Origin of the sequence: Blastococcus sp. TML/M2B (assembly GCF_016612865.1) — a bacterium.
Lineage (GTDB): Bacteria > Actinomycetota > Actinomycetes > Mycobacteriales > Geodermatophilaceae > Blastococcus.
On record NZ_JAENZZ010000002.1, the window covers coordinates 1,187,751 to 1,209,272 of the forward strand.

At 75.0% G+C, this 21,522-nt stretch carries 20 protein-coding genes; 4 read left to right on the top strand and 16 right to left on the bottom strand.

What is annotated here, in order from left to right; genetic code table 11:
• Positions 1-15 precede the first annotated feature (15 nt).
• Positions 16-1,137 (top strand): sorbosone dehydrogenase family protein, encoded by a 1,122-nt coding sequence (locus JKP75_RS14245; protein ID WP_200493182.1) that lies wholly within the window; start codon positions 16-18, stop codon positions 1,135-1,137.
• Here the strand turns inward: JKP75_RS14245 and gatB are convergent.
• Genes gatB through gatC form a run of 4 tightly spaced genes read right to left on the bottom strand, consistent with a single transcriptional unit; the run spans position 1,134 to position 4,673 of the window.
• Positions 1,134-2,636, bottom strand: coding sequence for an Asp-tRNA(Asn)/Glu-tRNA(Gln) amidotransferase subunit GatB (gene gatB, locus JKP75_RS14250; protein ID WP_200490646.1), 1,503 nt, complete (start codon positions 2,634-2,636; stop codon positions 1,134-1,136). The genes JKP75_RS14245 and gatB overlap by 4 nt on opposite strands.
• Positions 2,633-2,836: a hypothetical protein gene (locus JKP75_RS14255; protein ID WP_200490645.1), complete on the bottom strand. Its 204-nt coding sequence runs from the start codon at positions 2,834-2,836 to the stop codon at positions 2,633-2,635. The genes gatB and JKP75_RS14255 overlap by 4 nt, the downstream gene beginning before the upstream one ends.
• Entirely contained in the window at positions 2,833-4,359 is a 1,527-nt protein-coding gene (gatA, locus tag JKP75_RS14260; RefSeq protein ID WP_200490644.1) for an Asp-tRNA(Asn)/Glu-tRNA(Gln) amidotransferase subunit GatA, read from the bottom strand. The genes JKP75_RS14255 and gatA overlap by 4 nt, the downstream gene beginning before the upstream one ends.
• Complete coding sequence (gene gatC / locus JKP75_RS14265; RefSeq protein ID WP_200490643.1) at positions 4,356-4,673, bottom strand: Asp-tRNA(Asn)/Glu-tRNA(Gln) amidotransferase subunit GatC; 318 nt, start codon at positions 4,671-4,673, stop codon at positions 4,356-4,358. The genes gatA and gatC overlap by 4 nt, the downstream gene beginning before the upstream one ends.
• 176 nt (positions 4,674-4,849) lie before the next feature.
• On the opposite strand from gatC, the gene JKP75_RS14270 reads away from it, so the two are divergent.
• A complete protein-coding gene (locus JKP75_RS14270; protein ID WP_200490642.1) occupies positions 4,850-5,515 on the top strand; it encodes an ACT domain-containing protein in 666 nt (221 codons plus the stop codon).
• Between the two features lie 111 nt (positions 5,516-5,626).
• Complete coding sequence (locus JKP75_RS14275) at positions 5,627-7,723, top strand: HNH endonuclease (protein WP_200490641.1); 2,097 nt, start codon at positions 5,627-5,629, stop codon at positions 7,721-7,723.
• 124 nt (positions 7,724-7,847) lie between these two features.
• Here the strand turns inward: JKP75_RS14275 and JKP75_RS14280 are convergent, their stop codons facing one another.
• Positions 7,848-8,255, bottom strand: a complete 408-nt coding sequence (locus JKP75_RS14280; protein WP_309229852.1) for a PPOX class F420-dependent oxidoreductase — start codon at positions 8,253-8,255, stop codon at positions 7,848-7,850.
• Positions 8,256-8,307: 52 nt separating this feature from the next.
• Positions 8,308-10,464 (bottom strand): NAD-dependent DNA ligase LigA, encoded by a 2,157-nt coding sequence (gene ligA, locus JKP75_RS14285; RefSeq protein WP_200490640.1) that lies wholly within the window; start codon positions 10,462-10,464, stop codon positions 8,308-8,310.
• Between the two features lie 93 nt (positions 10,465-10,557).
• Here ligA and JKP75_RS14290 point away from each other — a divergent pair, with 93 nt between their 5' ends.
• On the top strand, positions 10,558-10,938 hold the full coding sequence (locus tag JKP75_RS14290; protein WP_200490639.1) for a hypothetical protein: 381 nt from the start codon (positions 10,558-10,560) through the stop codon (positions 10,936-10,938).
• 15 nt (positions 10,939-10,953) lie between these two features.
• Here the strand turns inward: JKP75_RS14290 and JKP75_RS14295 are convergent, their stop codons facing one another.
• From JKP75_RS14295 to JKP75_RS14340, 10 genes are all read right to left on the bottom strand, one after another.
• Positions 10,954-11,934, bottom strand: coding sequence for a methionine synthase (locus tag JKP75_RS14295; protein WP_200490638.1), 981 nt, complete (start codon positions 11,932-11,934; stop codon positions 10,954-10,956).
• A complete protein-coding gene (gene mnmA / locus JKP75_RS14300) occupies positions 11,931-13,001 on the bottom strand; it encodes a tRNA 2-thiouridine(34) synthase MnmA (RefSeq protein ID WP_200490637.1) in 1,071 nt (356 codons plus the stop codon). Before mnmA ends, JKP75_RS14295 begins: the two co-directional genes overlap by 4 nt.
• Positions 13,002-13,011: 10 nt before the next feature.
• Positions 13,012-14,202, bottom strand: coding sequence for a cysteine desulfurase family protein (locus JKP75_RS14305; protein WP_200490636.1), 1,191 nt, complete (start codon positions 14,200-14,202; stop codon positions 13,012-13,014).
• Positions 14,199-15,584 carry an MFS transporter gene (locus tag JKP75_RS14310; RefSeq protein WP_309229853.1) on the bottom strand — a complete coding sequence of 462 codons (1,386 nt, stop codon included), beginning with the start codon at positions 15,582-15,584 and terminating at the stop codon, positions 14,199-14,201. Before JKP75_RS14310 ends, JKP75_RS14305 begins: the two co-directional genes overlap by 4 nt.
• A gap of 103 nt (positions 15,585-15,687) precedes the next feature.
• Positions 15,688-16,650: an electron transfer flavoprotein subunit alpha/FixB family protein gene (locus JKP75_RS14315; RefSeq protein WP_200490635.1), complete on the bottom strand. Its 963-nt coding sequence runs from the start codon at positions 16,648-16,650 to the stop codon at positions 15,688-15,690.
• Positions 16,651-16,686: 36 nt separating this feature from the next.
• On the bottom strand, positions 16,687-17,466 hold the full coding sequence (locus JKP75_RS14320) for an electron transfer flavoprotein subunit beta/FixA family protein (RefSeq protein ID WP_200490634.1): 780 nt from the start codon (positions 17,464-17,466) through the stop codon (positions 16,687-16,689).
• A 115-nt stretch (positions 17,467-17,581) separates the two neighbouring features.
• Positions 17,582-18,679 (bottom strand): PLP-dependent cysteine synthase family protein, encoded by a 1,098-nt coding sequence (locus JKP75_RS14325; RefSeq protein WP_200490633.1) that lies wholly within the window; start codon positions 18,677-18,679, stop codon positions 17,582-17,584.
• The gene (locus JKP75_RS14330; protein ID WP_200490632.1) at positions 18,676-19,758 is read right to left on the bottom strand and encodes an ABC transporter ATP-binding protein; all 1,083 of its coding nucleotides are present in this window, start codon (positions 19,756-19,758) and stop codon (positions 18,676-18,678) included. The genes JKP75_RS14325 and JKP75_RS14330 overlap by 4 nt, the downstream gene beginning before the upstream one ends.
• The gene (locus JKP75_RS14335) at positions 19,755-20,639 is read right to left on the bottom strand and encodes an ABC transporter permease subunit (protein WP_200490631.1); all 885 of its coding nucleotides are present in this window, start codon (positions 20,637-20,639) and stop codon (positions 19,755-19,757) included. Before JKP75_RS14335 ends, JKP75_RS14330 begins: the two co-directional genes overlap by 4 nt.
• Positions 20,636-21,484, bottom strand: a complete 849-nt coding sequence (locus JKP75_RS14340; RefSeq protein WP_309229854.1) for an ABC transporter permease subunit — start codon at positions 21,482-21,484, stop codon at positions 20,636-20,638. Before JKP75_RS14340 ends, JKP75_RS14335 begins: the two co-directional genes overlap by 4 nt.
• Between the last annotated feature and the right edge of the window lie 38 nt (positions 21,485-21,522).

Here is a 21,522-nt window from a genome sequence, read left to right on the forward strand (position 1 = left end):
ACGTACTGTGGGGGCATGCGGCGGGTCTCGGCGGGTGCGCTGCTGCTGAGCGCCGTCCTCCTCGCCGGGTGCGGCAGCGACGGCTACGAGCCGTCCGGGCCCTTCCGCCCGCTGCCCGAGGGCGCCCCACCCCGGGTCGGGCCGCCGCCGTCGTCGTCCGCGCCGGACCCCGACCGCCCGGCCGAGCCCGGCGCGGAGGAGTCCGACGGCGACCCCAACGTCGTCGCCTCCGGCCTCGCCGTGCCCACCGGGCTGGCGCTGCTGCCCGACGGCACCGCCGTCGTCGGCGAGCGGGACACCGGCCGCATCCTGCAGGTCTTCCCCGACCGCTCCCCCGCCCGCGAGCTGATGGTCGTGCCGGGCGTGGACCCGGCCGGTGACGGCGGGCTGCTCGGCCTGGCCGTCTCGCCCACGTACCTCGAGGACGGGTTGCTCTACGCCTACCTCTCCACCGGGACCGACAACCGGGTGGTGCGCTTCCCGATCGGGGGGACTCCGAACGCGGTGCTCACCGGTCTCCCGCGCGGCGAGGTGCACAACGGCGGCGGGTTGGTGTTCGGCGCCGACGGCAGCCTCTACGTCGGCACCGGCGACACGGGCAACCCGGCGCTGGGCACCGACCCGCTCTCCCTCGGCGGCAAGGTGCTGCGGATCGACGTCTTCGGGGGGCCGGTGGGCGCCGGGCCGGCCTTCACCAGCGGGCACCGCGACGTCACCGCCGTGTGCGTCGGCGAGGAGGACCGGCTGTTCGCCGTCGACGCCGCCCTCGACGGCCCCGACGAGCTGGACGCGCTGACCGAGGGCCGCGACTACGCCGTGACCGGCCCCGTCGTCGAGATCCCGCCCGGCGACGACGGCCTCGGCGGCTGCGCCGTCGCCGGCAGCGCGGTGTTCCTGGGCGCGCTCGACGGCCAACGGGTGCACGCCGTCCCGGTGGACGACGCGGGCGCGGTCGCCGGCGACCTCGAGGAGTTCCTCGGCGGCCGCTACGGGCGGCTGCGCACCGTCGTCGCCGACCCCCAGGGCGCGCTGTGGATCACGACGTCGAACCGCGACGGCATCGGCGCCCCGGCCGAGGACGACGACAAGGTGCTGCGCATCAACCCGCCGTCGTCCGCGGGCGGAAGTCCGCTCTAGGAGAGCCGCTCCTCGAGCATCCGCTTGACGGTGGCGGCGTCGGCCTTGCCGCGGGTGGTCTTCATGACCGCGCCCACGAGCGCGCCGATGGCCTGCACCTTGCCGCCGCGCACCTTCTCCGCGACGTCGGGGTTGCCCTCGATGGCCGCCTCGACGGCGCTGACCAGCTCGTCGGAGTCGCCCATGACGGCCAGCCCGCGCGCCTCGACCACGGCCGCCGGGTCACCCTCGCCGGCGAGCACGCCGTCGAGCGCCTGCCGGGCCAGCTGGTCGTTGATCGTGCCGGCGGAGATCAGCCCGATCAGCTCGGCGACCTGCTTCGGCGTGACGGCGAGCTCGCCCAGCTCGACACCGGTGTCGTTGGCACGGCGGGCGAGGTCACCCAGCCACCACTTGCGGGCGTCGGCGGGCGAGGCGCCCGCGGCGACGGTGTCGCTGACCAGCTCGACGGCACCGGCGTTGACCAGCCAGGCCATCTCGGTCGGCGAGATGCCCCACTCGTCGGAGAGCCGGGTGCGCCGGGCGGCGGGCAGCTCGGGCAGGGCGGCCTGCAGCGAGGCGACCCACTCCTCGTCGGGAGCGACCGGCACCAGGTCGGGCTCGGGGAAGTACCGGTAGTCGGTCGCCTCCTCCTTGCTGCGGCCGGGCGAGGTGCTGCCGGTGTCCTCGTGGAAGTGCCGGGTCTCCTGCGTGATCGTGCCGCCGGCATCGAGGACCGCGGCCTGGCGGCGCATCTCGAAGCGCACGGCGCGCTCGACCGAGCGCAGCGAGTTCACGTTCTTGGTCTCGGTGCGGGTGCCCCACTCCAGGCTGCCGATCGGCGCCAGGGAGGTGTTGACGTCGCAGCGCAGGTTGCCCTGCTCCATGCGCACCTCGGACACACCGAGCGCGACGAGGATCTCGCGCAGCTCGGTGACGTAGGCCTTGGCCACCTCGGGGGCCTTGGCGCCGGCACCCGGGATGGGCCGGGTGACGATCTCGACCAGCGGGATGCCCGCGCGGTTGTAGTCGATCAGCGAGTGGTCGGCGCCGTGAATCCGCCCGGTCGAGCCACCGACGTGCAGGTTCTTGCCGGTGTCCTCCTCGAGGTGCACGCGCTCGATCTCGACCCGGTACGTCTCGCCGTCCACCTCGACGTCCAGATGCCCGGCGGTGCACATCGGCTCGTCGTACTGCGTCGTCTGGAAGCCCTTGGGGATGTCCGGGTAGAAGTAGTTCTTCCGGGAGAACCGCGCCCACGTGGCGATCCGGCAGCCCAGCGCCAGGCCGATGCGGATCGTCGACTCGATCGCGGCGGCATTGGCCACCGGCAGCGAACCGGGCAGCCCCAGGCAGGTCGGGCAGGTCTGCGTGTTGGGCTCCGCGCCGAAGGTCGTGGCGCAGCCGCAGAACATCTTGGAGGCGGTGCCCAGCTCGACGTGGGTCTCCAGGCCGAACACCGGCTCGTAGCGGGTGAGGACCTCGTCGAAGTCGACGAGCCGGTCGGTGGTGCTGCTCACGGGGTGGGGCCTTCCTTGGGTGCGGGGGGCCGGCCTGCGGCTCGCTCGGCGCGGCCGGTGACCACGGCGCCGACGGCGGTGAGCACGCCCAGGACGAGGAAGACGGCGAAGACGGGGCGCCCGGAGGCGATCCAGCCGACGAGGCCGCCGACGATGACAAAGGCGGTCAGGCCCCAGGCGGCCTTCAGCGCGCCGCTCACGCCGCGCTCCCGGCCGGGCGGGCGGTGAGCTGGTCGAGGAACCGGGAGCCGCGGGCGGCGTCCTGAGCTGCCTCGAGCGCGGCGGCGACCTTGTAGCAGCGGTCGTCGGCCAGGGCCGGCGCCATGATCTGGAAGCCGACCGGCAGGCCCTCGGAGAGCCCGCAGGGCACCGAGATCGCGGGCACGCCGGCGAGGCTCGCCGGCAGCGTGCAGAGGTCGGCGGCGTACATGGCGATCGGGTCGTCCACGCGGGCGCCGACCGGCCAGGCGACGGTCGGGCTGGTCGGGCTGACCAGCACGTCCACGTCGTCCCAGGCGCTGGTGAAGTCGCGGGTGATAAGGGTGCGCACCTTCTGCGCCTGCCCGTAGTAGGCGTCGTAGTAGCCGCTGGACAGCGCGTAGGTGCCGAGGATGATCCGGCGCTTGACCTCGGGACCGAAGCCCTGCTCGCGGGTGAGCGCCATGACCTCGTCGAGGTCCCGGTCGCCGTCGTCGCCGACCCGCAGGCCGTACCGGACGCCGTCGAAGCGGGCCAGGTTGGACGACGCCTCGCTGGGCGCGATCAGGTAGTAGGCCGGCAGCGCGAGGTCGAACGCCGGGCAGGAGACGTGGCGGACCTCCGCGCCCAGGCTCTCCAGCAGCGCGACCGCCTCGGCGACGCGGGCGAGCACGCCCTCGTCGTAGCCGTCGGTGTGGCCCTCGCCGCCGAGCTCGGTGACGACGCCGACCCGCAGGCCGGACAGGCCGCCCTCGGCGCCGCGGCGGGCGGCCTCGGCGAGCACCGGCACCGGGGAGGCGATGGAGGTGGAGTCCAGCGGGTCGTGACCGGCGATGGCCTCGTGCAGCAGGGCCGCGTCGAGGACCGTGCGGGTCATCGGGCCGGCCTGGTCGAGGCTGGAGGAGAAGGCGATGAGGCCGTAGCGCGACACCGAGCCGTAGGTCGGCTTGTGCCCGACCAGGCCGGTGACGGCCGCGGGCTGGCGGATCGAGCCGCCGGTGTCGGTGCCGATCGCCCACGGGGCGAGGCCACCGGCGACCGCCGCCGACGAACCACCGGACGAGCCGCCGGGGATCCGGTCGTGGTCCCACGGGTTGCGGGTGACGCGGTAGGCGGAGTTCTCGGTGGAGGAGCCCATCGCGAACTCGTCCATGTTGGTCTTGCCCAGCAGGACGGTGCCGGCGTTCTTCAGCCGGGCGGCCAGCGTCGCGTCGTACGGCGGCCGCCAGCCCTCGAGGATCTTCGAGCCGCTGGTGGTGGGCACGCCCTCGGTGACGACGACGTCCTTCAGCGCCAGCGGGATGCCGGCGAGCGGACCGGTCGCGGTGCCGCCGGCGCGGGCGGCGTCGACCCGCTCCGCGGTGCGCAGCGCGGCCTCGCCGTCGACGTGCAGGTAGGCGCCGATCGCGTCGTCCTCGGCCTCGATGCGGTCCAGGTAGGAGCGGGTCACCTCGACCGCGCTGACCTCACCGCCGGAGAGCAGCCGGCCGAGCTCCGCGGCGTCGGTGGTCGTCAGGTCGCTCACGCTTCCTCCCCCAGGATGCGCGGCACGCGGATCCGGCCGTCCTCGGCGGCGGGCGCGCCGGCCAGCACCGCCTCGCGGGGCAGGCTGGGCCGGGCGACGTCCTCGCGGAAGACGTTGGTCATCGGCACCGCGTGCGTCGTCGGCGGGACGTCGGCGACATCGGCACCGCCCACCTGGGCGACGGCGTCCAGGACGGCGCCCAGCTGCCCGGCGAAGAGGTCCAGCTCCTCGTCGGTGACGGCCAGCCGCGCGAGGTGGGCGAGGTGCGCCACCTCGTCACGGGTGAGTCGGTCCTTGCGGGACGGCGTGCTCATGCGGGGCGGAACTCCACTTCGAGGGGCGGCTGGCCGGCGTCGACACCCCTCCGGGGACCGGCGCCTGACCGTCCCACTGTACGTGGGGGGTCTGCGGCGCCTCGTCACCGTGAGAGGGTGCTCCCGCCTGCGATCAACGGAGATCGGCCCACGCCCGAGGACGTCCCGGAGGAACCGTGTCCTATCTCCTGCGCCTGGTCATGCCCGACCGGCCCGGCATCCTGGGCGCGGTCGCGACCGCGCTGGGCAGCGCCGGCATCGACATCGTGTCGCTCGACGTGCTCGAGCGGGGCAGCGGCGTGGCCGTCGACGACCTGGTCGTCGACCTGCCGCCGGACCGGCTGCCCGACGGCCTGATCACCGTCGCGCAGAGCGTGCCCGACGTGGTGGTCGAGTCGCTGCGCCCGTTCGCGGGGCCGCTCGACACCCACCGCGAGCTGGAGCTGCTGGACGGTCTCGCCCGCGCCGGCGAGGGGACCGCGGAGACGCTGCTCGCCGCGGAGCTGCCGCGGGTCTTCCACTGCGGGTGGGCGGTGGTCCTCGACTGCGGCCCCGGCTCGTGGGAGGTGCGTGCGGCGTCCGACGCGGCGCCGGCGTTCGACGGGCTGGAGCTGCCGTGGATGCCGCTGACCGCTCCCCGGCTGCTGCCCAGCGAGGACGAGTGGCTGCCCGAGCGCTGGCGGGAGATGGCGATCGAGATGATGGCGGCCCCGTACGGCGGGGACGCGTGCGCGGTGGTGCTCGGGCGCTCGGGTGGGCCGGCGTTCCGCCGGTCGGAGCTGCTCCGGCTGGTGCACCTCGTCGGCATCGCCTCGACCGTGGTGCACCTGCCGCCGGCCTGAGCTCCCTCTGCCGGGCGGCTCGCCCCGGCATACTGCTCCCCCGGTCCACCTGCGTTTTCTCCGTCCACAGGCACCTTGTCGGCATGGTCGTTCGAACGTATGATCGAACGCATGAGCGGCGCTGCGACGGGGACGACGGCCGGTCCGGCCGCGCCCGAGGCGCCGTCGGTCGGCTGGGCCTCGGGGCCGCTGGGGGTCGTGCAGGCCGCCCAGCGCGAGGCCGGCCGGCAGCTCGCCCGCCGTGCCCGGGCGGTGGCCGCCTTCGCCGCGACCCGGCCCACGTCGGCCGACCGCCCCGCCGGCACGCCGGGCGCCATGAGCGCGGAACGGCGGGCCGCCCGTCCCGAGGTGCTGGCCGACGTCAGCGAGTGGGCGGCGCAGGAGCTCGTGGTGGCGCTGTCGATCAGCCCGGTCGCGGCCGAGAACCTGCTGGAGCGGTCGCTCACGCTGGTGCACCGGCTGCCCCGCGTCCTGGCGGCACTCGAGTCCGGGTTGATCCACGAGGGGCACCTCTGGTCGCTGCTGGAGAAGGTGGCGCCCATCCGCGACGCGGCGATCCGCGCCCGGGTGGAGCGGGAGGTGCTCGAGTGGGTGGCCGGCCGGTCGGTCACGACGCCGCCGCAGCTGGGTGCGAAGGTGCGGCGCTCGGTGCTGCGGCACGACGCGGCCGCCGCGGCCCAGCGGCTGGCGCGGGCGCTCCGCGAGCGCGGGGTGTCGGTGCGGGCGGACCGCCGCGAGGGCATGGCCGTGTTCGACGCCCTGATCACCGTGCCCGAGGCCCAGGCCCTGCTGGACGTGCTCGGTCAGTACGCGGACGCCATCGACGACCCGGACGATCCCCGGACGCGCGGCCAGAAGATGGCCGACTGCCTGCTCGACCTCGTGCTCCGGCCGGGCGAGCACGACGGACCTCCGGTGCGGGCGCGGCTCACCGTGGTCGCGGGCATCGCCACGCTGCTGGGCGGGGACCAGCCCGGCGAGATCGGCGGCGAGCCGGTGCCGGCGGAGGTGGTGCGTGCCCTCGCCCGTGCCCTGGGACTGCTGCCCGACGCGGCCCCCGACCCTGGCGGGCCCGCTGCGGCGCCGGACCCGGGCGGTGCGCCTCCGGCCGCGGGGTGGCTGTTCGACGAGCCCCCGGTCGAGGCGTGGAACGACGCGATGCGCGCCGCGGACGAGCGCTGGTGGACCGAGGTGGAGGCGCGGGCGCTGCGGGGTGAGTGGGGCGGCGAGGAGGACCCGCCGCTCGAGGTGCTCGAGCGCTGGTGGGCCGAGCAGGCCCGCCGCAGTGGCCCCACCCCGCCGGACGACGACTGGACGCCACCCGATGCGGAACCACCCACCGAGGCGACCGACTCCCGCCCGCCGACACCCCCAGCCGACCCGGCGTCAGATGTGGACGCGACGCCATCGGCCGACGCGGCGTCGCCGGTGGACGCGGCACCACCGGGCACTCCGACGTCACCGCCCGACGGGGCCGATGCGTCCCCAGGGTGGGCGCGTGCCGATCGAGCGGTCGACGAGGCGAGCGCGGCCCTGCTGGAGCTGCAACGCGCGGTGGGTCGGGCCGATCGGGCGGTCGCGGCGGCCGGACGTGCCGCGGCGGACGACGACGCGGCGTGGGAGGACGGCCCGGCCGGGCGGATGACGCGGGCCCGCGGGGCGATCGACGCGCTCGTGGCGGCCACCGCCGGGCAGCGCGAGGCGCTGGCCGCACTGCTGGAGCGCACCGCGGGCGGCGGGCTGCTCGACCGGCCCCGCATCGCGATCGTGGACGACCTCAGCGGAGCGCTCCTGGCACTGACCGACAGCACCGAGTTGTGCGCGTTGGCCACCTGCGGCGACGACTCCTGCCGCCGCGACCCGGCCCGGTGCGATCACGACCTCGGCGACCGCCCGGGCCTCGGTCCACCGCCACCGAGCTCCGGCTACCGACCCGGGGCGAAGCTCGACCGCTTCCTCCGCGCGCGCGACCGGCGCTGCCGGCAGCCCGGGTGCCGCCGGCGGGTGCCGCTGGGCGGCGAGCTCGACCACGACCGGCCGTGGCCCGACGGGCCGACGAGCGCCGGCAACCTCGCCGGCTACTGCACCGGGCACCACCGCGGGAAGCACCAGGCGCCGGGCTGGCAGCACCACCTGTCGGAGGACGGCACGCTCACGGTCGTCACGCCGAGCGGTCTGGTCGCGACCACCACGCCTCCCCCGTTCTGACCGGACGCCGCATCACCGGGGCGCCGGGCGCCTGATCGCGGGGTCCTGCGGTCGCCTGGTCGCCTCGCCGCCTGGTTGCTGGGTCGCCTCGTCACTGGAGCGCCGGGCAGAGGGCGGGCCACGGTCAGCCGCGCGGCGAGGTGACCTTCTCCGGGGTGATCCGCACCAGCAGCCGCACCTGGTCCCGGCCGCCGAACCAGGGGTAGGGGCGACCGATGTAGCGCTGGGAGAGCGCGTCGATGTGCTCCCGCGCTCCGTCCTCGGTCACCTCGGTGACACGGCCCCGCACCTCGAAGTAGCGGCTCGGATCGTCGGGGTCGGCCACGTTGAGCGCCACTCGCGGGTCGCGCTCGACGTTCCGCACCTTCTGGTGCCCGCGGACGGTGTTGATCAGGACGTCGTGCCCGTCGGTGTCCACCCAGGTCTGCGTCAGCTGGGGCGAGCCGTCCGGCATGAGGGTCGAGAGGAAGCAGGGGCTCGCCCGGCGGAGCAGGTCGAGCAGGGCGTCGGGGAGAGCAGCGGGCACGGCCACGCAGGGGTCCTTCCGGAGCAGTGGACCCGGCCCCTACCCGAGACCAGCGGCGTCACTCCGCCGGCGGCTCGCTCCCGTCGCCGATCGTCGCGACCTCGCGGGCGGCGTCCGGCCCCTGGTCAAGCAGCACCTGGAACCCGTCGTCGTCGAGGACCGGCGCCTTCACCTGCACCGCCTTGTCGTACTTGCTCCCCGGGTCGGCACCGACGACGACGAACCCGGTCTTCTTCGACACCGACCCGGTCACCTTGCCGCCGCGCTCCTGGATGGCGGCGGTCGCCTGGTCGCGGCTGTAGTCCCGCAGCGACCCGGTGACCACCACGGTCACACCGGTCAGCGGCCCCGGGCCGGCGTCGCTGCCCTCGTCGACCATGCGCACCCCGGCGCGACGCCACTTCTCCACCACCTCGCGGTGCCAGTCGACGGCGAACCAGTCGCGGATCGACGTCGCGATCGTGGGCCCCACGCCGTCGGCGGCGGCGAGCTCCTCCTCGGACGCCTCCGCGATCCGGTCCAGCGAGCGGAAGTCGCGGGCCAGCGCCTGCGCCGCGGTCGGCCCGACGTGCCGGATGGAGAGCGCGACCAGCACCCGCCACAGCGGCACGTCCTTGCGGCTCTGCAGGTTGGTGAGCAGCTTCTGCCCGTTGGCCGACAAGGCTGCGTCCTTCTTCTTCGTGAAGAACGTGGTGCGGCGGAGCTTCTCCTCGTCGAGGAAGAAGATGTCGCCCTCGTCCTGCAGCAGGCCGCCCTCCAGCAGCGCGATCGCCGCCTCGTAGCCCAGGTTCTCGATGTCGAACGCCCCGCGGCCGGCGACGTGGAACACCCGCTCCCGCAGCTGCGCCGGGCACGACCGGGAGTTCGGGCAGCGGATGTCGGCGTCGCCCTCCTTCTCCGGCCGCAGCTCGGTGCCGCACTCGGGGCAGTGCGACGGCATCTCGAACGCCCGCTCGTCCCCGGTCCGCGCCGCGACCACCGGGCCGAGCACCTCGGGGATGACGTCCCCGGCCTTCCGGATGACGACCGTGTCGCCGATCAGCACGCCCTTGCGCACGACCTCGGAGGCGTTGTGCAGCGTGGCCAGCTGCACCGTCGACCCGGCCACCTTCACCGGCTCCATGTACGCGAACGGCGTGACCCGCCCGGTGCGGCCGACGTTCACCCGGATGTCGAGCAGCTTCGTCGTCGCCTCCTCCGGCGGGTACTTGAACGCGATCGCCCAGCGCGGGGCCCGCGACGTCGACCCCAGCCGCCGCTGCAGCGCGTACTGGTCGACCTTGACGACGACGCCGTCGATCTCGTGCTCGACCGAGTGCCGCTGCTCCTTGGTCTGCTCGATGAACGCCCACACCGCCTCGAGGTCCTCGACCACGCGCGACCGGTCGCTCACCGGCAGGCCCAGCGAACGCAGCCGCTCGTAGGCGGCCGACTGCCGGTCGACGTCGAAGCCGCGATGCGCCCCGACCCCGTGCACGACCAGCCGCAGCGGCCGGGAGGCGGTGACCCGCGGGTCCTTCTGCCGCAGCGACCCCGCGGCGGCGTTCCGCGGGTTGGCGAACGGCGCCTTGCCCGCCTCGACCATGCCGGCGTTGACGTCGGCGAACGCGGCGACCGGGAAGTAGATCTCGCCCCGCACCTCGAGCAGCTCGGGGACGTCGTCCCCGGAGAGCTGCTGCGGCACGCCCGCCATGGTGCGGACGTTGGCGGTCACGTCCTCCCCCGTCGTCCCGTCGCCCCGGGTGGCCGCGCGGACCATCCGGCCGTTCTCGTAGACGATCGCGACCGCGACCCCGTCGACCTTGAGCTCGCACAGGTAGGCGGCACCGGCCGCGCCCTCGCGCTCCGCCCGCGCCGCCCAGGCGGAGAGCTCGTCGCTGCTGAACGCGTTGTCCAGGCTCTGCATCCGCTCCAGGTGCTGCACCGGCGCGAACGTCGCGGTGAACCCGCCGTTGACCTTCTGGCTCGGCGAGTCGGGCGTGAGCAGCGCCGGGTGGGCGGCCTCGAGCGCCTTGAGCTCGCCCATGAGCTCGTCGTACTGGCCGTCGCTGACCAGCGGCTCGTCGCGGACGTAGTAGGCGAAGGCGTACCGGTCCAGTTCCTCGGAGAGGTCGCGGTGGCGGGTGCGCGCGTCGTCGGGGACCTCGGTGACGTCCTCGCGGTCGGTCGCCGCCTCGACGGCGGGCTCGTCCAGCGCAGCGGGATCGGTGCTCACGCGGGAACGTTATCCGGCCGGTACGACAGCCAACCGGACGTCACCCGGGGCAGTGAGGACCGCCGGTACCGGCCGGCCTGCCACGATGCCGGTGTGCACCCCGAGCTCGCCCGCGCCCTCGAACCGGTGCTCCACGACCTCCGGGCCGGCGGGCCGCAGCCGCACCGGATCGGCGATCAGGACCCGGCTGATGAGGAGGGCGTCGCCTCCGCCTGGCTGTGGTCCGCCGACGGCAGCGGAACCGGCGTGTCGGTCGTCCTGGGCGCCCCGTTGCCGGAGCAGCTCGCCCACGTCGCGGACCAGGTGCACGACTGGGCGGTCGAGGAGCTGTGGGGCACCGCGAGGACGAGCTGGCCGCCCTGCCCCGAGCACCCGGACAGCCACCCGCTCGTCGTCCGGCGCGCCGGGGACGACGTCACCTGGGCCTGCCCCCGGTCGGGCACCACCGTCTGCCGGGTGGGCGAGCTGCGCTGAAGGGGCCGCGAGGGCCTACTCCGGCTGGAGCTGCTCCGCCGCCTCGCGCAGGTGGGTCATCGCCGCCCGGGCGTACGCGGGGCTCGCCCCGGCCAGCCCGCAGGACGGCGTCAGGGTGACGGCGTCCGGCAGCGCCTCGGCGGAGAAGCCCAGCTCGCGCCACCAGCCCCGCACCCGCGAGGCGGTCGCCTTCGGAGAGGGCAGCGCCGCGTCGGTGCCCGGCACCACCCCGGCCAGCAGGTGGACGCCGGCGTCGACGGCCTCACCCACCGCGTCGAGGTCCTGCACCACCCCCAGGTCGAACGACAGCCCGGCCGCACCCGCGGCGCGGAACAGCCCCAGGGGCATGCGGGGCGCGCAGCAGTGCACGACCACCGGCGCGGGCAGGCCGGTGACCACGGCCCGCAGCTCCTGCTCGACGACCTCGGCGGGCACGGCCGGCAGCCGACCGAATCCGCTCGCCGTGGGCAGCGCGCCCTGCAGCACCGCGGGCACGCTCGGCTCGTCGAGCTGCAGCACCAGGCGCGCTCCGGGCACCCGCGCCGCGACGGCGGCGGCGTGCGCCGCGAACCCCTCGGTGAGCGACTGCGCCAGGTCGCGGCGCGCCCCGGCGTCCACGACCGCCCGCTCACCGCGGGTGCGCTCCAGGGAGGCGGCCAGCGTCCACGGCCCGGCGGCCTGCAGCTTCAGCGTCCCGGTGAACCCGTCGGCCTGCTCGTGCAGCGCGTCGAGGTCGCGCGCCAGGAACTCCTCGGCCCGCCGCTGCTCGATGCCCGAGCGCGGCACCAGCCGCCAGCCGGCCGGCGTGATGTCGACGGCCAGCCCGACCAGCAGCGCCGCCGTCCGCCCGATCATGTCGGCGCCGGCCCCGCGGCCCGGCAGCTCGGGCAGGTGCGGCATGCCCGGCAGCTCGCCGAGCACGGTGCGGACGGCCTCGGCCGTGTCCGTGCCGGGCAGCGACCCGACGCCGGTGACCGGCCCCCAGGGTGCGGTCACCGGGCGAGCCGCACGGCCGCCTGGCCCACCACCCGGTCGCCGCGCTCCGCGTCCGGCTCGTAGAGGACGGCGGACTGGCCCGGCGCGACCCCGCGCTGCGGGACCGCCGGCTCGATGCGCAGGCCGTCGTCGTCGGCACTGACCTCGCAGGGCACCGGGCTGCCGTGCGCCCGGAGCTGCACCTCGAAGCGGCCCGGCAGCACCGGCGCGGCACCGGTCCAGGTCGGCGCACCGGTGCGCACCTCGTCGACCGACGCCAGCTCCGCCGTGCCGATCGTGACCGTGCGGCTGACCGGCTCGATGCCGAGCACGTACCGCGGCCGCGCGTCCCCGGCGGCGACCCCCAGGCCGCGGCGCTGGCCGACGGTGAAGCCGTAGGTGCCGTCGTGCTGGCCGACGGTCTCGCCGGTCGTGGCGTCCACCACCGGCCCGGGGCGGCTGCCGAGCCGGCGGGCCAGGAAGCCGCGGGTGTCGCCGTCGGGGATGAAGCAGATGTCGTGCGAGTCCGGCTTGGTGGCGACGGCGAACCCGCGCTCGGCGGCGATCTCGCGCACCCGCTCCTTGGTCATGCCCCCGAGCGGGAACCAGGCGGCGGCCAGCTGCTCGGCGGTGAGCACACCCAGCACGTAGGACTGGTCCTTCGCCGCGTCGACCGATCGCCGCAGCGCACCGTCGGCGAGCCGCGCGTGGTGCCCGGTGACGACGGCGTCGAACCCGAGCGACAGCGCGCGGTCGAGCACCGCCGAGAACTTGATCTTCTCGTTGCAGCGCAGGCACGGGTTGGGCGTGCGCCCCGCGGCGTACTCGGCCACGAAGTCGTCGACGACGTCCTCGGTGAACCGGTCGGCGAGGTCCCACACGTAGAACGGGATGCCCAGCTCGTCGGCGACCCGGCGCGCGTCGTGCGAGTCCTCGACGCTGCAGCACCCGCGGGAGCCGCTGCGCAGCGTCTGCCGGTTCTGCGACAGCGCCAGGTGCACCCCGGTGACGTCGTGCCCGGCCTCGACGGCCAGGGCGGCGGCGACGGCCGAGTCCACTCCCCCGCTCATGGCGGCGAGCACCCTCATCGGCGCCACCTCATCGTCGACCCAGCCCCGCCCGCCGAGCCCGCTCCACGACCGGCCCGATCACCTCGACGACGGCGTCGACATCGGCGTCGGTCGAGGTGTGACCGAGGCTGAACCGGAGCGAGCTGCGGGCCCGCTCGCCGTCGGCGCCCACCGCCAGCAGCACGTGGCTGGGCCGCGCGACGCCGGCGCTGCACGCCGACCCGGTCGAGCACTCGATGCCGCGGGCGTCGAGCAGCATGAGCAGCGCGTCGCCCTCGGCGCCGGGGAAGGACAGGTGCGCGTTGCCGGGCAGCCGCCCGGGTCCGCCGGCGACGACGTCGTCCAGCGGGGCGCCGTTGAGCTGCGCGTCGGGCACCTGCGCGGCGACCTCGCGCACCAGCCGGTCGCGCAGCTCGCCCACCCGGGCGGCCCGCTCCCCCCGGCTGCCGACGGCGGTGACCGTGGCGACGCCGAGCCCGACGATCGCGGCGACGTCGAGCGTCCCCGAGCGGACGTCGCGCTCCTGCCCGCCGCCGTGCAGCAGCGGCGTGCAGTCCGCGTCGCGGCGCAGGAGCAGCGCGCCCGCGCCCATCGGCCCGCCCAGCTTGTGCCCGGTCATCGTGAGCGCGTCGACGCCGCTGGCGCCGAAGTCGACCGGCACCTGCCCGACGGCCTGGACGGCGTCGGTGTGCACCGGCACCCCCACGGCGTGCGCGACGGCGGTCAGCGCGGCGATGTCGTTGACCGTGCCGATCTCGTTGTTCGCCCACATGACGCTGACCAGCGCCACGTCGCGGCCGTCGCCCAGCGCCTCGGCGAGCGCCTCGGGCCGGATCCGCCCGCTGGGCTCGACGGGCAGCCAGGTCACCTCGGCGCCGTCGTGCTTGACCAGCCACTCGACGCTGTCCAGGACGGCGTGGTGCTCGGCCGGGCTGACCACCAGCCGTCGGCGCTGCGCGTCGGACCCGCGGCGCGCCCAGAACATGCCCTTGATGGCCAGGTTGTCGCTCTCGGTCCCGCCGCCGGTGAAGAGCACCTCCGACGGGCGGGCGCCCAGCGCCTCGGCCAGCCGCTCGCGCGACTGCTCCGCCACCCGGCGGGCGGCCCGGCCGCTGGCGTGCAGCGACGAGGCGTTGCCGACCCGGCCCAGCTGCTCGGTCATCGCCGCGAGCACCTCGGGCAGCATCGGCGTCGTCGCCGCGTGGTCCAGATACGTCATGTCGCCGCCAGGGTAGTCGCGGCCGCCGGAGCCTCCTGGCCCGGCGGGACGGTGCGCCCGGCCACGCGGGCACCCACGATCGCGGGGATCGACAGCACGGCCACCGCGAGCAGCACCGCCGGTGCGAGGTCGCCCCCGCCGTCGGCCGCCCCGGCGACCAGCAGGCCGGAGAGCCCGACGCACAGCGCCGAGCCGGTGACGTCGGAGATCTGCAGCGCCGCGGAGTTCGCGCCGCGCTCGGCCTCCGGCGACTGGTCGAGCAGCAGCACGCCGACGCTGGGCATCGCCAGCCCCATGCCCACACCCGCGACGCCCCAGGTCAGGTAGGCCGGCCAGCCGCCGAGCGCCGGCACCGCGGTGGCGGCGGAGGCGACCAGCCCGAGCGCGAGCAGCAGGAACCCGGCGCGCAGCACCCGTCGCCGGGGCACGTCGGGCCGGCGGCCCTGCAGCTGCGCGGCGACCACCCAGCCGACCGCGCCGGCCGTCAGCGGCAGCCCGGCGGTCGCGGCGCTCCACCCGTGCTGCTGGGTGAGCACGAAGGGCAGCAGCGCGTCCATGCCGAAGAAGGCGCCGGCGGCCAGGCCGCGGCAGGCCACGACCGCGGGGATGCCCGGCCGGGCGCGGACCGTGCCGCGCGGCAGCAACCGGCGCAGGCCGGCGGCGAGCGCGGCGGCACCGACCAGGGCCAGCCCGGGGGAGACGACGTCCAGGCGCTGCGCGGCGTACTGCAGCGTGGCGATCCCCGCGCCGGCCAGCAGCGCCCAGAACGCGTTGCTGCGCCGGTCGCCGTCGACCCCCTCGGGCGCGACATCGGGCGCCGCGCTCAGGAGCAGGGCCAGGCCGGCCCCGACCAGCGGCAGCAGGCCCAGGAACACTCCGCGCCAGCCGACGTGCGTGGTGACCAGCCCGGCGGCGAGCGGCCCCACCAGGGCCGGCAGCACCCAGCCGGCGGCGAAGGCGCCGAACAGCCGCGGGCGCAGCTCCGCGGAGTACGCCTGCCCGGCGATGACGTAGAGCAGCACGATGACCACGCCGGCGCCCAGGCCCTGCACCGCGCGGCCGAGGACCAGCACCGCCATGTGCTGGGCGAGGCCGGCGACGAGCAGCCCCGCGGCGAACACCAGCACGCCCGCGAGGACGCCGGGCCGGGGCGAGCGCCGGTCCCCCACCTCGCCGCCGACGACCATGCCGACGATCGACGTGACGAGGAACGCGCTGAAGGGCCAGGCGTACCAGGCGACGCCGTCGAGCTCGTCGACCGCCGTCGGCATCGCCGTCCCGACCGCCATCGCCTCGAAGGCGATCAGGGTGACGAGGGTGAGCAGCCCGATCGTCGTCAGCCGGTGGCCGGCGTCCCAGATCGACGCGCGTGACTCCTCCACGCAGCGACCCAACCCCGCGGGCGCCCCGGACCTTCCCGGGTCCGGGAACGCGTCCGGGCGCCGCTCCCCGGAGGGAGCGACGCCCGGGCGTCGGTGCGAGGTCCTACTTGCGAGCGGTGATCAGCTCGGTCGCCGTCGGGACGACGGTGTTGAGGTCGCCGATGACACCGAAGTCGGCGAGCTCGAAGATCGGCGCCTCCGGGTCCTTGTTGATGGCGACGATCGTCTTCGACGTCTGCATGCCGGCGCGGTGCTGGATGGCACCGGAGATGCCGACGGCCACGTAGAGCTGCGGCGAGACGGTCTTGCCGGTCTGCCCGACCTGGAAGCTGTGCGGGTAGAAGCCGGAGTCGACCGCGGCGCGCGAGGCGCCGACGGCGGCACCGAGCGAGTCGGCCAGGCCCTCGATGATCGAGAAGTTCTCGGCGCTGGCCACACCGCGACCACCGGAGACCACGATCGAGGCCTCGGTGAGCTCGGGGCGGCTGCTCTTCTGCTCGATCACGCGGTCGGTGACCTTCGCGCCCTTGGCGGCGTCGGAGACCGACACCGTCACGGCCTGCTCGGCACCGGCGGCGGGGGCCGGCTCGGGGGTGACCGAGTTGCCGCGCAGCGTGTAGATCGGGGTGCCGGCGGTGACCTTCGAGTGCACGATCACCTGGCCGGCGAACGCGACCTGGGTCGCGGTGCCGTCGGCGGCGATCTCGGTGACGTCGGTCAGGAAACCGCTGCCGACCTTGACGGCCAGGCGCGCGGCCACCTCCTTGCCCTCGGGCGAGGAGGGGATGACGACCGCGGCCGGCGACTTCTCGCCGACCAGCTGGGCCAGCACCTCGGCCTTGGGGGCGACGAGGAACTCGTCGACCTCGGGGGCCTCGGCGACGTAGACGGTGGCCGCGCCGTACTCGGCCAGCGCGTCCTTCACGCCCGCGGCGGTGCCGGGGGCGGCGATGACGACGGCGGACGGCTCACCGAGCGCACGCGCCGCGGTCAGCGCCTCGAGGGTCGTCTTGCGGACTCCTCCACCGGCCGGGTTGAGCTCGGCCAGGACCAGGACCTCTGCCATGAGTAGCTTCTCCTCTTCCTTCGATCCGGGCCGGGCTCAGACGATCTTCTGGCCGGCGAGGAAGTCGACGAACTTCTGCGCGCCGTCGCCCTCGTCCGTCACCTTGACGCCCTCGCCCTTGGGCGGGCGACCGGCGAAGTCGAGGACCTGGGTGGTGGCGTTGGCCAGCCCGACGACCGAGGCGTCGACGCCGAGGTCGGCCAGGGTCTTGGTCTCGACCGGCTTCTTCTTGGCGGCCATGATCCCCTTGAACGACGGGTAGCGCGGCTCGTTGATGGTGTCCCAGGTGGACACGATCGCGGGCAGCGGGGCCTCGACGGCCCAGTAGCCGCCGTCGGTCTGCCGCTCGATCTTGGCGACGCCGCCGTCGACGGTGAGCTTGCGGGCACCGGAGAGCTGCGGCAGGCCCAGGCGCTCGGCCAGCAGGGCCGGCATGACGCTCATCTGGCTGTCGGTCGCCTCGGCGCCGCAGATGATGAGGTCGTACTCCAGCTGACCCAGGGCAGCGGCCAGGACGGCGCTGATCTGGACGGCGTCGGAGCCCTTGATGGCCTCGTCGGAGACGTGGACCGCCTTGTCGGCACCCATGGAGAGCGCCTTGCGGATGGCGTCGGTGGCGCTGTCGGGGCCGACGGTCAGGACGGTGACCTCACCGCCCTGGGCCTCCTTGACCACGAGCGCCTCTTCGATGGCGTACTCGTCGATCTCGTTGACGACGTTGTCAGCGGCGGCGCGGGCGACGGTGTTGTCCGCCGGATCCATCTTGCGCTCGCTGCCGGAATCCGGGACCTGCTTGACCAGAACGACGATGTTCATCGCCAGACATACCTCCGCGACGCGTCAGGGGGTGCGGGCGAACGCCCGACCAACTCCGACTTCGGAGGTTACTTCCCCGTTTCGGCACTGCGGGACGAGGGCCTGGTGAGCCACGTCACGCCGTGGTCGGCCAGTCGCCGGTCTCGGCGAATCGGCGCAGCGTGGCGGCGTGCGGCGCCAGGTCCAGCCCCTGCCCGGCGACCCACTCGTCGGAGTAGTAGGTGTGCGCGTACCGCTCGCCGCCGTCGCACAGCAGGGTGACGACGCTGCCGGTGCGGCCGCTGGCGCGCAGCTCGGCCACCAGCGAGAAGGCGCCCCACAGGTTGGTGCCGGTGGAGCCGCCCGCCCGCCGGCCGGTGACCTCGGCCAGGTGGCGCATGGCGGCCAGCGAGGCGGCGTCGGGCACCCGGATCATCCGGTCGACGATGGTCGGCACGAACGAGGGCTCCACCCGCGGGCGGCCGATCCCCTCGATGCGCGAGCGCCCGCCGGTGGTCGCCTCCGGGTCGCCGGCGGCCCAGCCCGGGAAGAACGCGGAGTTCTCCGGGTCGACGACGGCCAGCCGGGTGGGGTGCCGCCGGTAGCGCAGGTAGCGGCCGATGGTGGCGCTGGTCCCGCCCGTGCCGGCGCCCACGACCACCCACGCGGGCACCGGGTGCCGCTCGGCGGAGAGCTGGTCGAAGATCGACTCGGCGATGTTGTTGTTGCCCCGCCAGTCGGTGGCCCGCTCGGCGTAGGTGAACTGGTCCAGGTAGTGCCCGCCGCACTCGGCGGCCAGCCGCCGGGCCTCCCCGTACATCTCCGCGGCGCGGTCCACGAAGTGGCATCGGCCGCCGTGGAACTCGATCAGCGCGATCTTCTCGGGGCTGGTCGAGCGCGGCATGACCGCCACGAACGGCAGCCCGAGCATCCGCGCGAAGTACGCCTCGCTCACCGCCGTCGACCCGCTGGAGGCCTCCACCACGGTGCTGCCCTCGGTGATCTGGCCGGAGCACAGGCCGTACAGGAACAGCGACCGGGCCAGCCGGTGCTTGAGGCTGCCGGTCGGGTGGGTCGACTCGTCCTTGAGGTAGAGGTCGATGCCCCACTCCGGCGGCAGCGGGTAGACCAGCAGGTGGGTGTCGGCGCTGCGCCGGGCATCGGCCTCCACCAGCGCGACCGCCCGGTCCACCCAGGCCCGGCCGCCGGGGTCGGAGCGGTCGACGGAGGTCATGCCGGCTCGGCCGGGACGACGAGCACCGGCCGCTCGGCCGGCACCACCGACACCGCCGTCCCCGCGGTGAGGTGCTGGCTGTCGGCGCTGGCCAGGTCCGCGCGCACCTCGGTGCCGTCGGGCAGCGCGACCAGCAGGCGGGTGACCGCACCGGAGAACGTGCGGGTGACGACGTGCGCGGGCCCGCCGGCGGTCACCACGAGGGCCTCCGGCCGGACCAGCGCCTCCACCGCACCGGCGGGCGCGGAGCCCGCGACCGGGCGGCGGACGCCGAGCAGCTCGACGGCGCCGGCCGACAGCGTGGCGGGCAGCCGGTTCATCGTGCCGACGAACTCCGCGACGAACGCCGTCGCCGGGCGCTCGTAGAGCTCGTCCGGGCCGGCCACCTGCTCGAGCCGCCCGGCCCGCATGACGCCGACCCGGTCGGCCACCGACAGCGCCTCGGCCTGGTCGTGGGTGACGAAGACGGTGGTGATGCCGAGCTCGAGCTGGATCCGCCGGATCTCCTCGCGCAGCTGCACCCGCACCTGGGCGTCGAGGGCCGACAGCGGCTCGTCCAGCAGCAGCACCTTCGGCGCCACCGCCAGCGCCCGCGCCAGGGCGACCCGCTGCTGCTGGCCGCCGGAGAGCTGGTGCGGGTAGCGGTCGCCGCGGTCGGCGAGGCCCACCAGCTCGAGCAGTTCGGCCGCCCGCGTGCGCTGCTCGGCGCGGTCCCGCCGCCGCACCCGCAGCCCGAAGGCGACGTTCTCGGCGACCGTCAGGTTCGGGAACAGGCTGTAGGCCTGGAACACCATGCCGGCGTCCCGCTTGTTCGCCGGCACCCCGGTGACGTCCCGGTCGCCGAGCAGCACCCGGCCGGCGTCGGGCCGGTCGAACCCGGCGATCGCCCGCAGCGCCGTCGTCTTGCCGCAGCCCGACGGGCCGAGCAGCGCGAGGAACTCGCCGCCGGCGATGTCCAGGTCCAGCCCGTCGAGGGCGACGACGGAGCCGTAGCGCCGGGTCAGCCCCTCGATCCGGATGGGCACGCCGGGGCGGGTGTCCGGGGCCGCGGCCGCGGTGCGGGGCGAGGCGGCGGTCATGCGGTCTCCTCCGTGCCGCGCCGGCGGTCCAGCGCGGAGATCATCAGCAGCAGCAGCCAGGTGACCAGCAGCGAGAGCACGGAGACGGCGACCGACAGCTGCGGCGCCGAGCCCGAGATCCGCAGGATCCAGGTCGGGAAGGTCTCGAACCCGAGGATGTTGGCGAAGGTGAACTCGCCCAGCACGAGGGCGAGGGTGAGGAACGCGGCGTTGAGCACCGAGGTGCGCAGCACCGGCAGCACCACCGAGACCAGCACCCGCGGCCAGGACGCGCCCAGGTTGCGGGCGGCCTCGGTGAGCGTGCGCAGGTCGGCCCCGTGCACGCCGGCGTCCAGCGCGCGGTAGACGAACGGCAGCGCCAGGACGACGTAGGCGAACACCAGGATCCAGGGCAGGTCCGGTTCCTGGATCGCGAAGAACGCATCCGCCAGCGGGGTGCCCAGGAAGTAGTCCGGTGCCCACGACAGCACGCTGCGGACGCCGACGACCAGCGCGATCGGCGGGACGACCAGCGGCATGAGGGTGAGCAGCTCCACCGCCGTCCGCAGCCGGGGCAGCCGCAGGTCCACGAGGACGACGGTCGGGATCATCAGCGCCAGCGCGAGGAGCACGGTGAGCGCGGCCAGGATCAGTGAGCGGGTGAAGGCCTCGGCGAACCCGTCGGCACCGGGGATGCCGGTGTAGAACTCGGCGGTCACCCCGCCGTCCCGGCGGTCGCGCACGGTGAACCAGAACGAGGCCGCGATCGGGATGAGGAAGTACAGCCCGAGCAGGCCGAGGACGGCGAACCGCCAGGCCCCGCCGCCACGCCGTCCGGACCGGACCGGGGTGTCCGGGGCGACTCCCCCGGCGCCCGCGACGCCCTCCGCCAGCGCGGTCATGCCAGCCACCGCTGCGTGCGGCGCTGCACCCAGGCGTAGAACGCCATGACCAGGCCGACGACGACGACCATGCCGAGCGCCAGCGCCTTGCCGAGGTTCTCCGCGCCGACGACGACGTTGCTCGACAGCGCGTCGGCGATCTGCAGCGTGACCAGCGGGACGCTGCTGCCGACCAGCGCCTTGGCGGTCGCGTAGGCGGCGAACGCGGAGGCGAACAGCAGCATGGTGGCGCCGAGCACCGGCGGGGCGAGCACCGGCCCGCCCACATAGCGCCAGTACTGCCAGCCCGTCGCGCCGAGGTTGTCGGCGGCCTCCCGCCATTGCGGCCGGAGCGCCTCCAGCGCCGGGATGATCGTGAGCACCATCAGCGGCACGAGGAAGTAGAGGTAGACCAGCGCCAGGCCGGTCATCGAGTACAGCGAGAACCCGCCCAGGCCGATGCCGAGGGTGTCCTGGAGCAGCGCGGTGACCACGCCCTGGTTGCCGATGGTGGCGATGAACGCGAAGGCCAGCGGGATGCCGCCGAAGTTGGCGAGGACACCCGAGGCGGTGAGCACCATCCGGCGCAGCAGCTGCCCGCGGCGGGCGCGCAGGATGGCGACGGCCAAGGCCAGCCCGAGGACGGCGGCGAGCACGGCGGTGATCAGCGAGAGCTGCAGGCTGCCCAGGTAGGCGCGGCGGTAGACGCCCTCGGTGATGGTGGTGATCGAGCCGGTGGACCAGGTCTCCTCGTAGGTGACCGGGTCGGTGGCGCGGAACGCCTCGACCGCCAGCACCGCGATGGGGAGCAGCAGGAACACCGCGACGTAGAGGAAGAACGGCACCGTCCCCAGCGCCGTCAGCACGCGGCCGCGCCGGCCCCCGCGACGGGGGGCCGGCGCGA

What these genes read in the sequence shown, in the direction of transcription:
- JKP75_RS14320 (WP_200490634.1), bottom strand. Translation starts at nt 17,466, where the DNA reads ATGAACATCGTCGTTCTGGTCAAGCAGGTCCCGGATTCCGGCAGCGAG.
- gatC (WP_200490643.1), bottom strand. Translation starts at nt 4,673, where the DNA reads ATGAGCACGCCGTCCCGCAAGGACCGACTCACCCGTGACGAGGTGGCG.
- JKP75_RS14245 (WP_200493182.1), top strand. Translation starts at nt 16, where the DNA reads ATGCGGCGGGTCTCGGCGGGTGCGCTGCTGCTGAGCGCCGTCCTCCTC.
- JKP75_RS14325 (WP_200490633.1), bottom strand. Translation starts at nt 18,679, where the DNA reads ATGACCTCCGTCGACCGCTCCGACCCCGGCGGCCGGGCCTGGGTGGAC.
- mnmA (WP_200490637.1), bottom strand. Translation starts at nt 13,001, where the DNA reads ATGAGGGTGCTCGCCGCCATGAGCGGGGGAGTGGACTCGGCCGTCGCC.
- JKP75_RS14315 (WP_200490635.1), bottom strand. Translation starts at nt 16,650, where the DNA reads ATGGCAGAGGTCCTGGTCCTGGCCGAGCTCAACCCGGCCGGTGGAGGA.
- JKP75_RS14335 (WP_200490631.1), bottom strand. Translation starts at nt 20,639, where the DNA reads ATGACCGCGCTGGCGGAGGGCGTCGCGGGCGCCGGGGGAGTCGCCCCG.
- JKP75_RS14275 (WP_200490641.1), top strand. Translation starts at nt 5,627, where the DNA reads ATGAGCGGCGCTGCGACGGGGACGACGGCCGGTCCGGCCGCGCCCGAG.
- JKP75_RS14330 (WP_200490632.1), bottom strand. Translation starts at nt 19,758, where the DNA reads ATGACCGCCGCCTCGCCCCGCACCGCGGCCGCGGCCCCGGACACCCGC.
- JKP75_RS14305 (WP_200490636.1), bottom strand. Translation starts at nt 14,202, where the DNA reads ATGACGTATCTGGACCACGCGGCGACGACGCCGATGCTGCCCGAGGTG.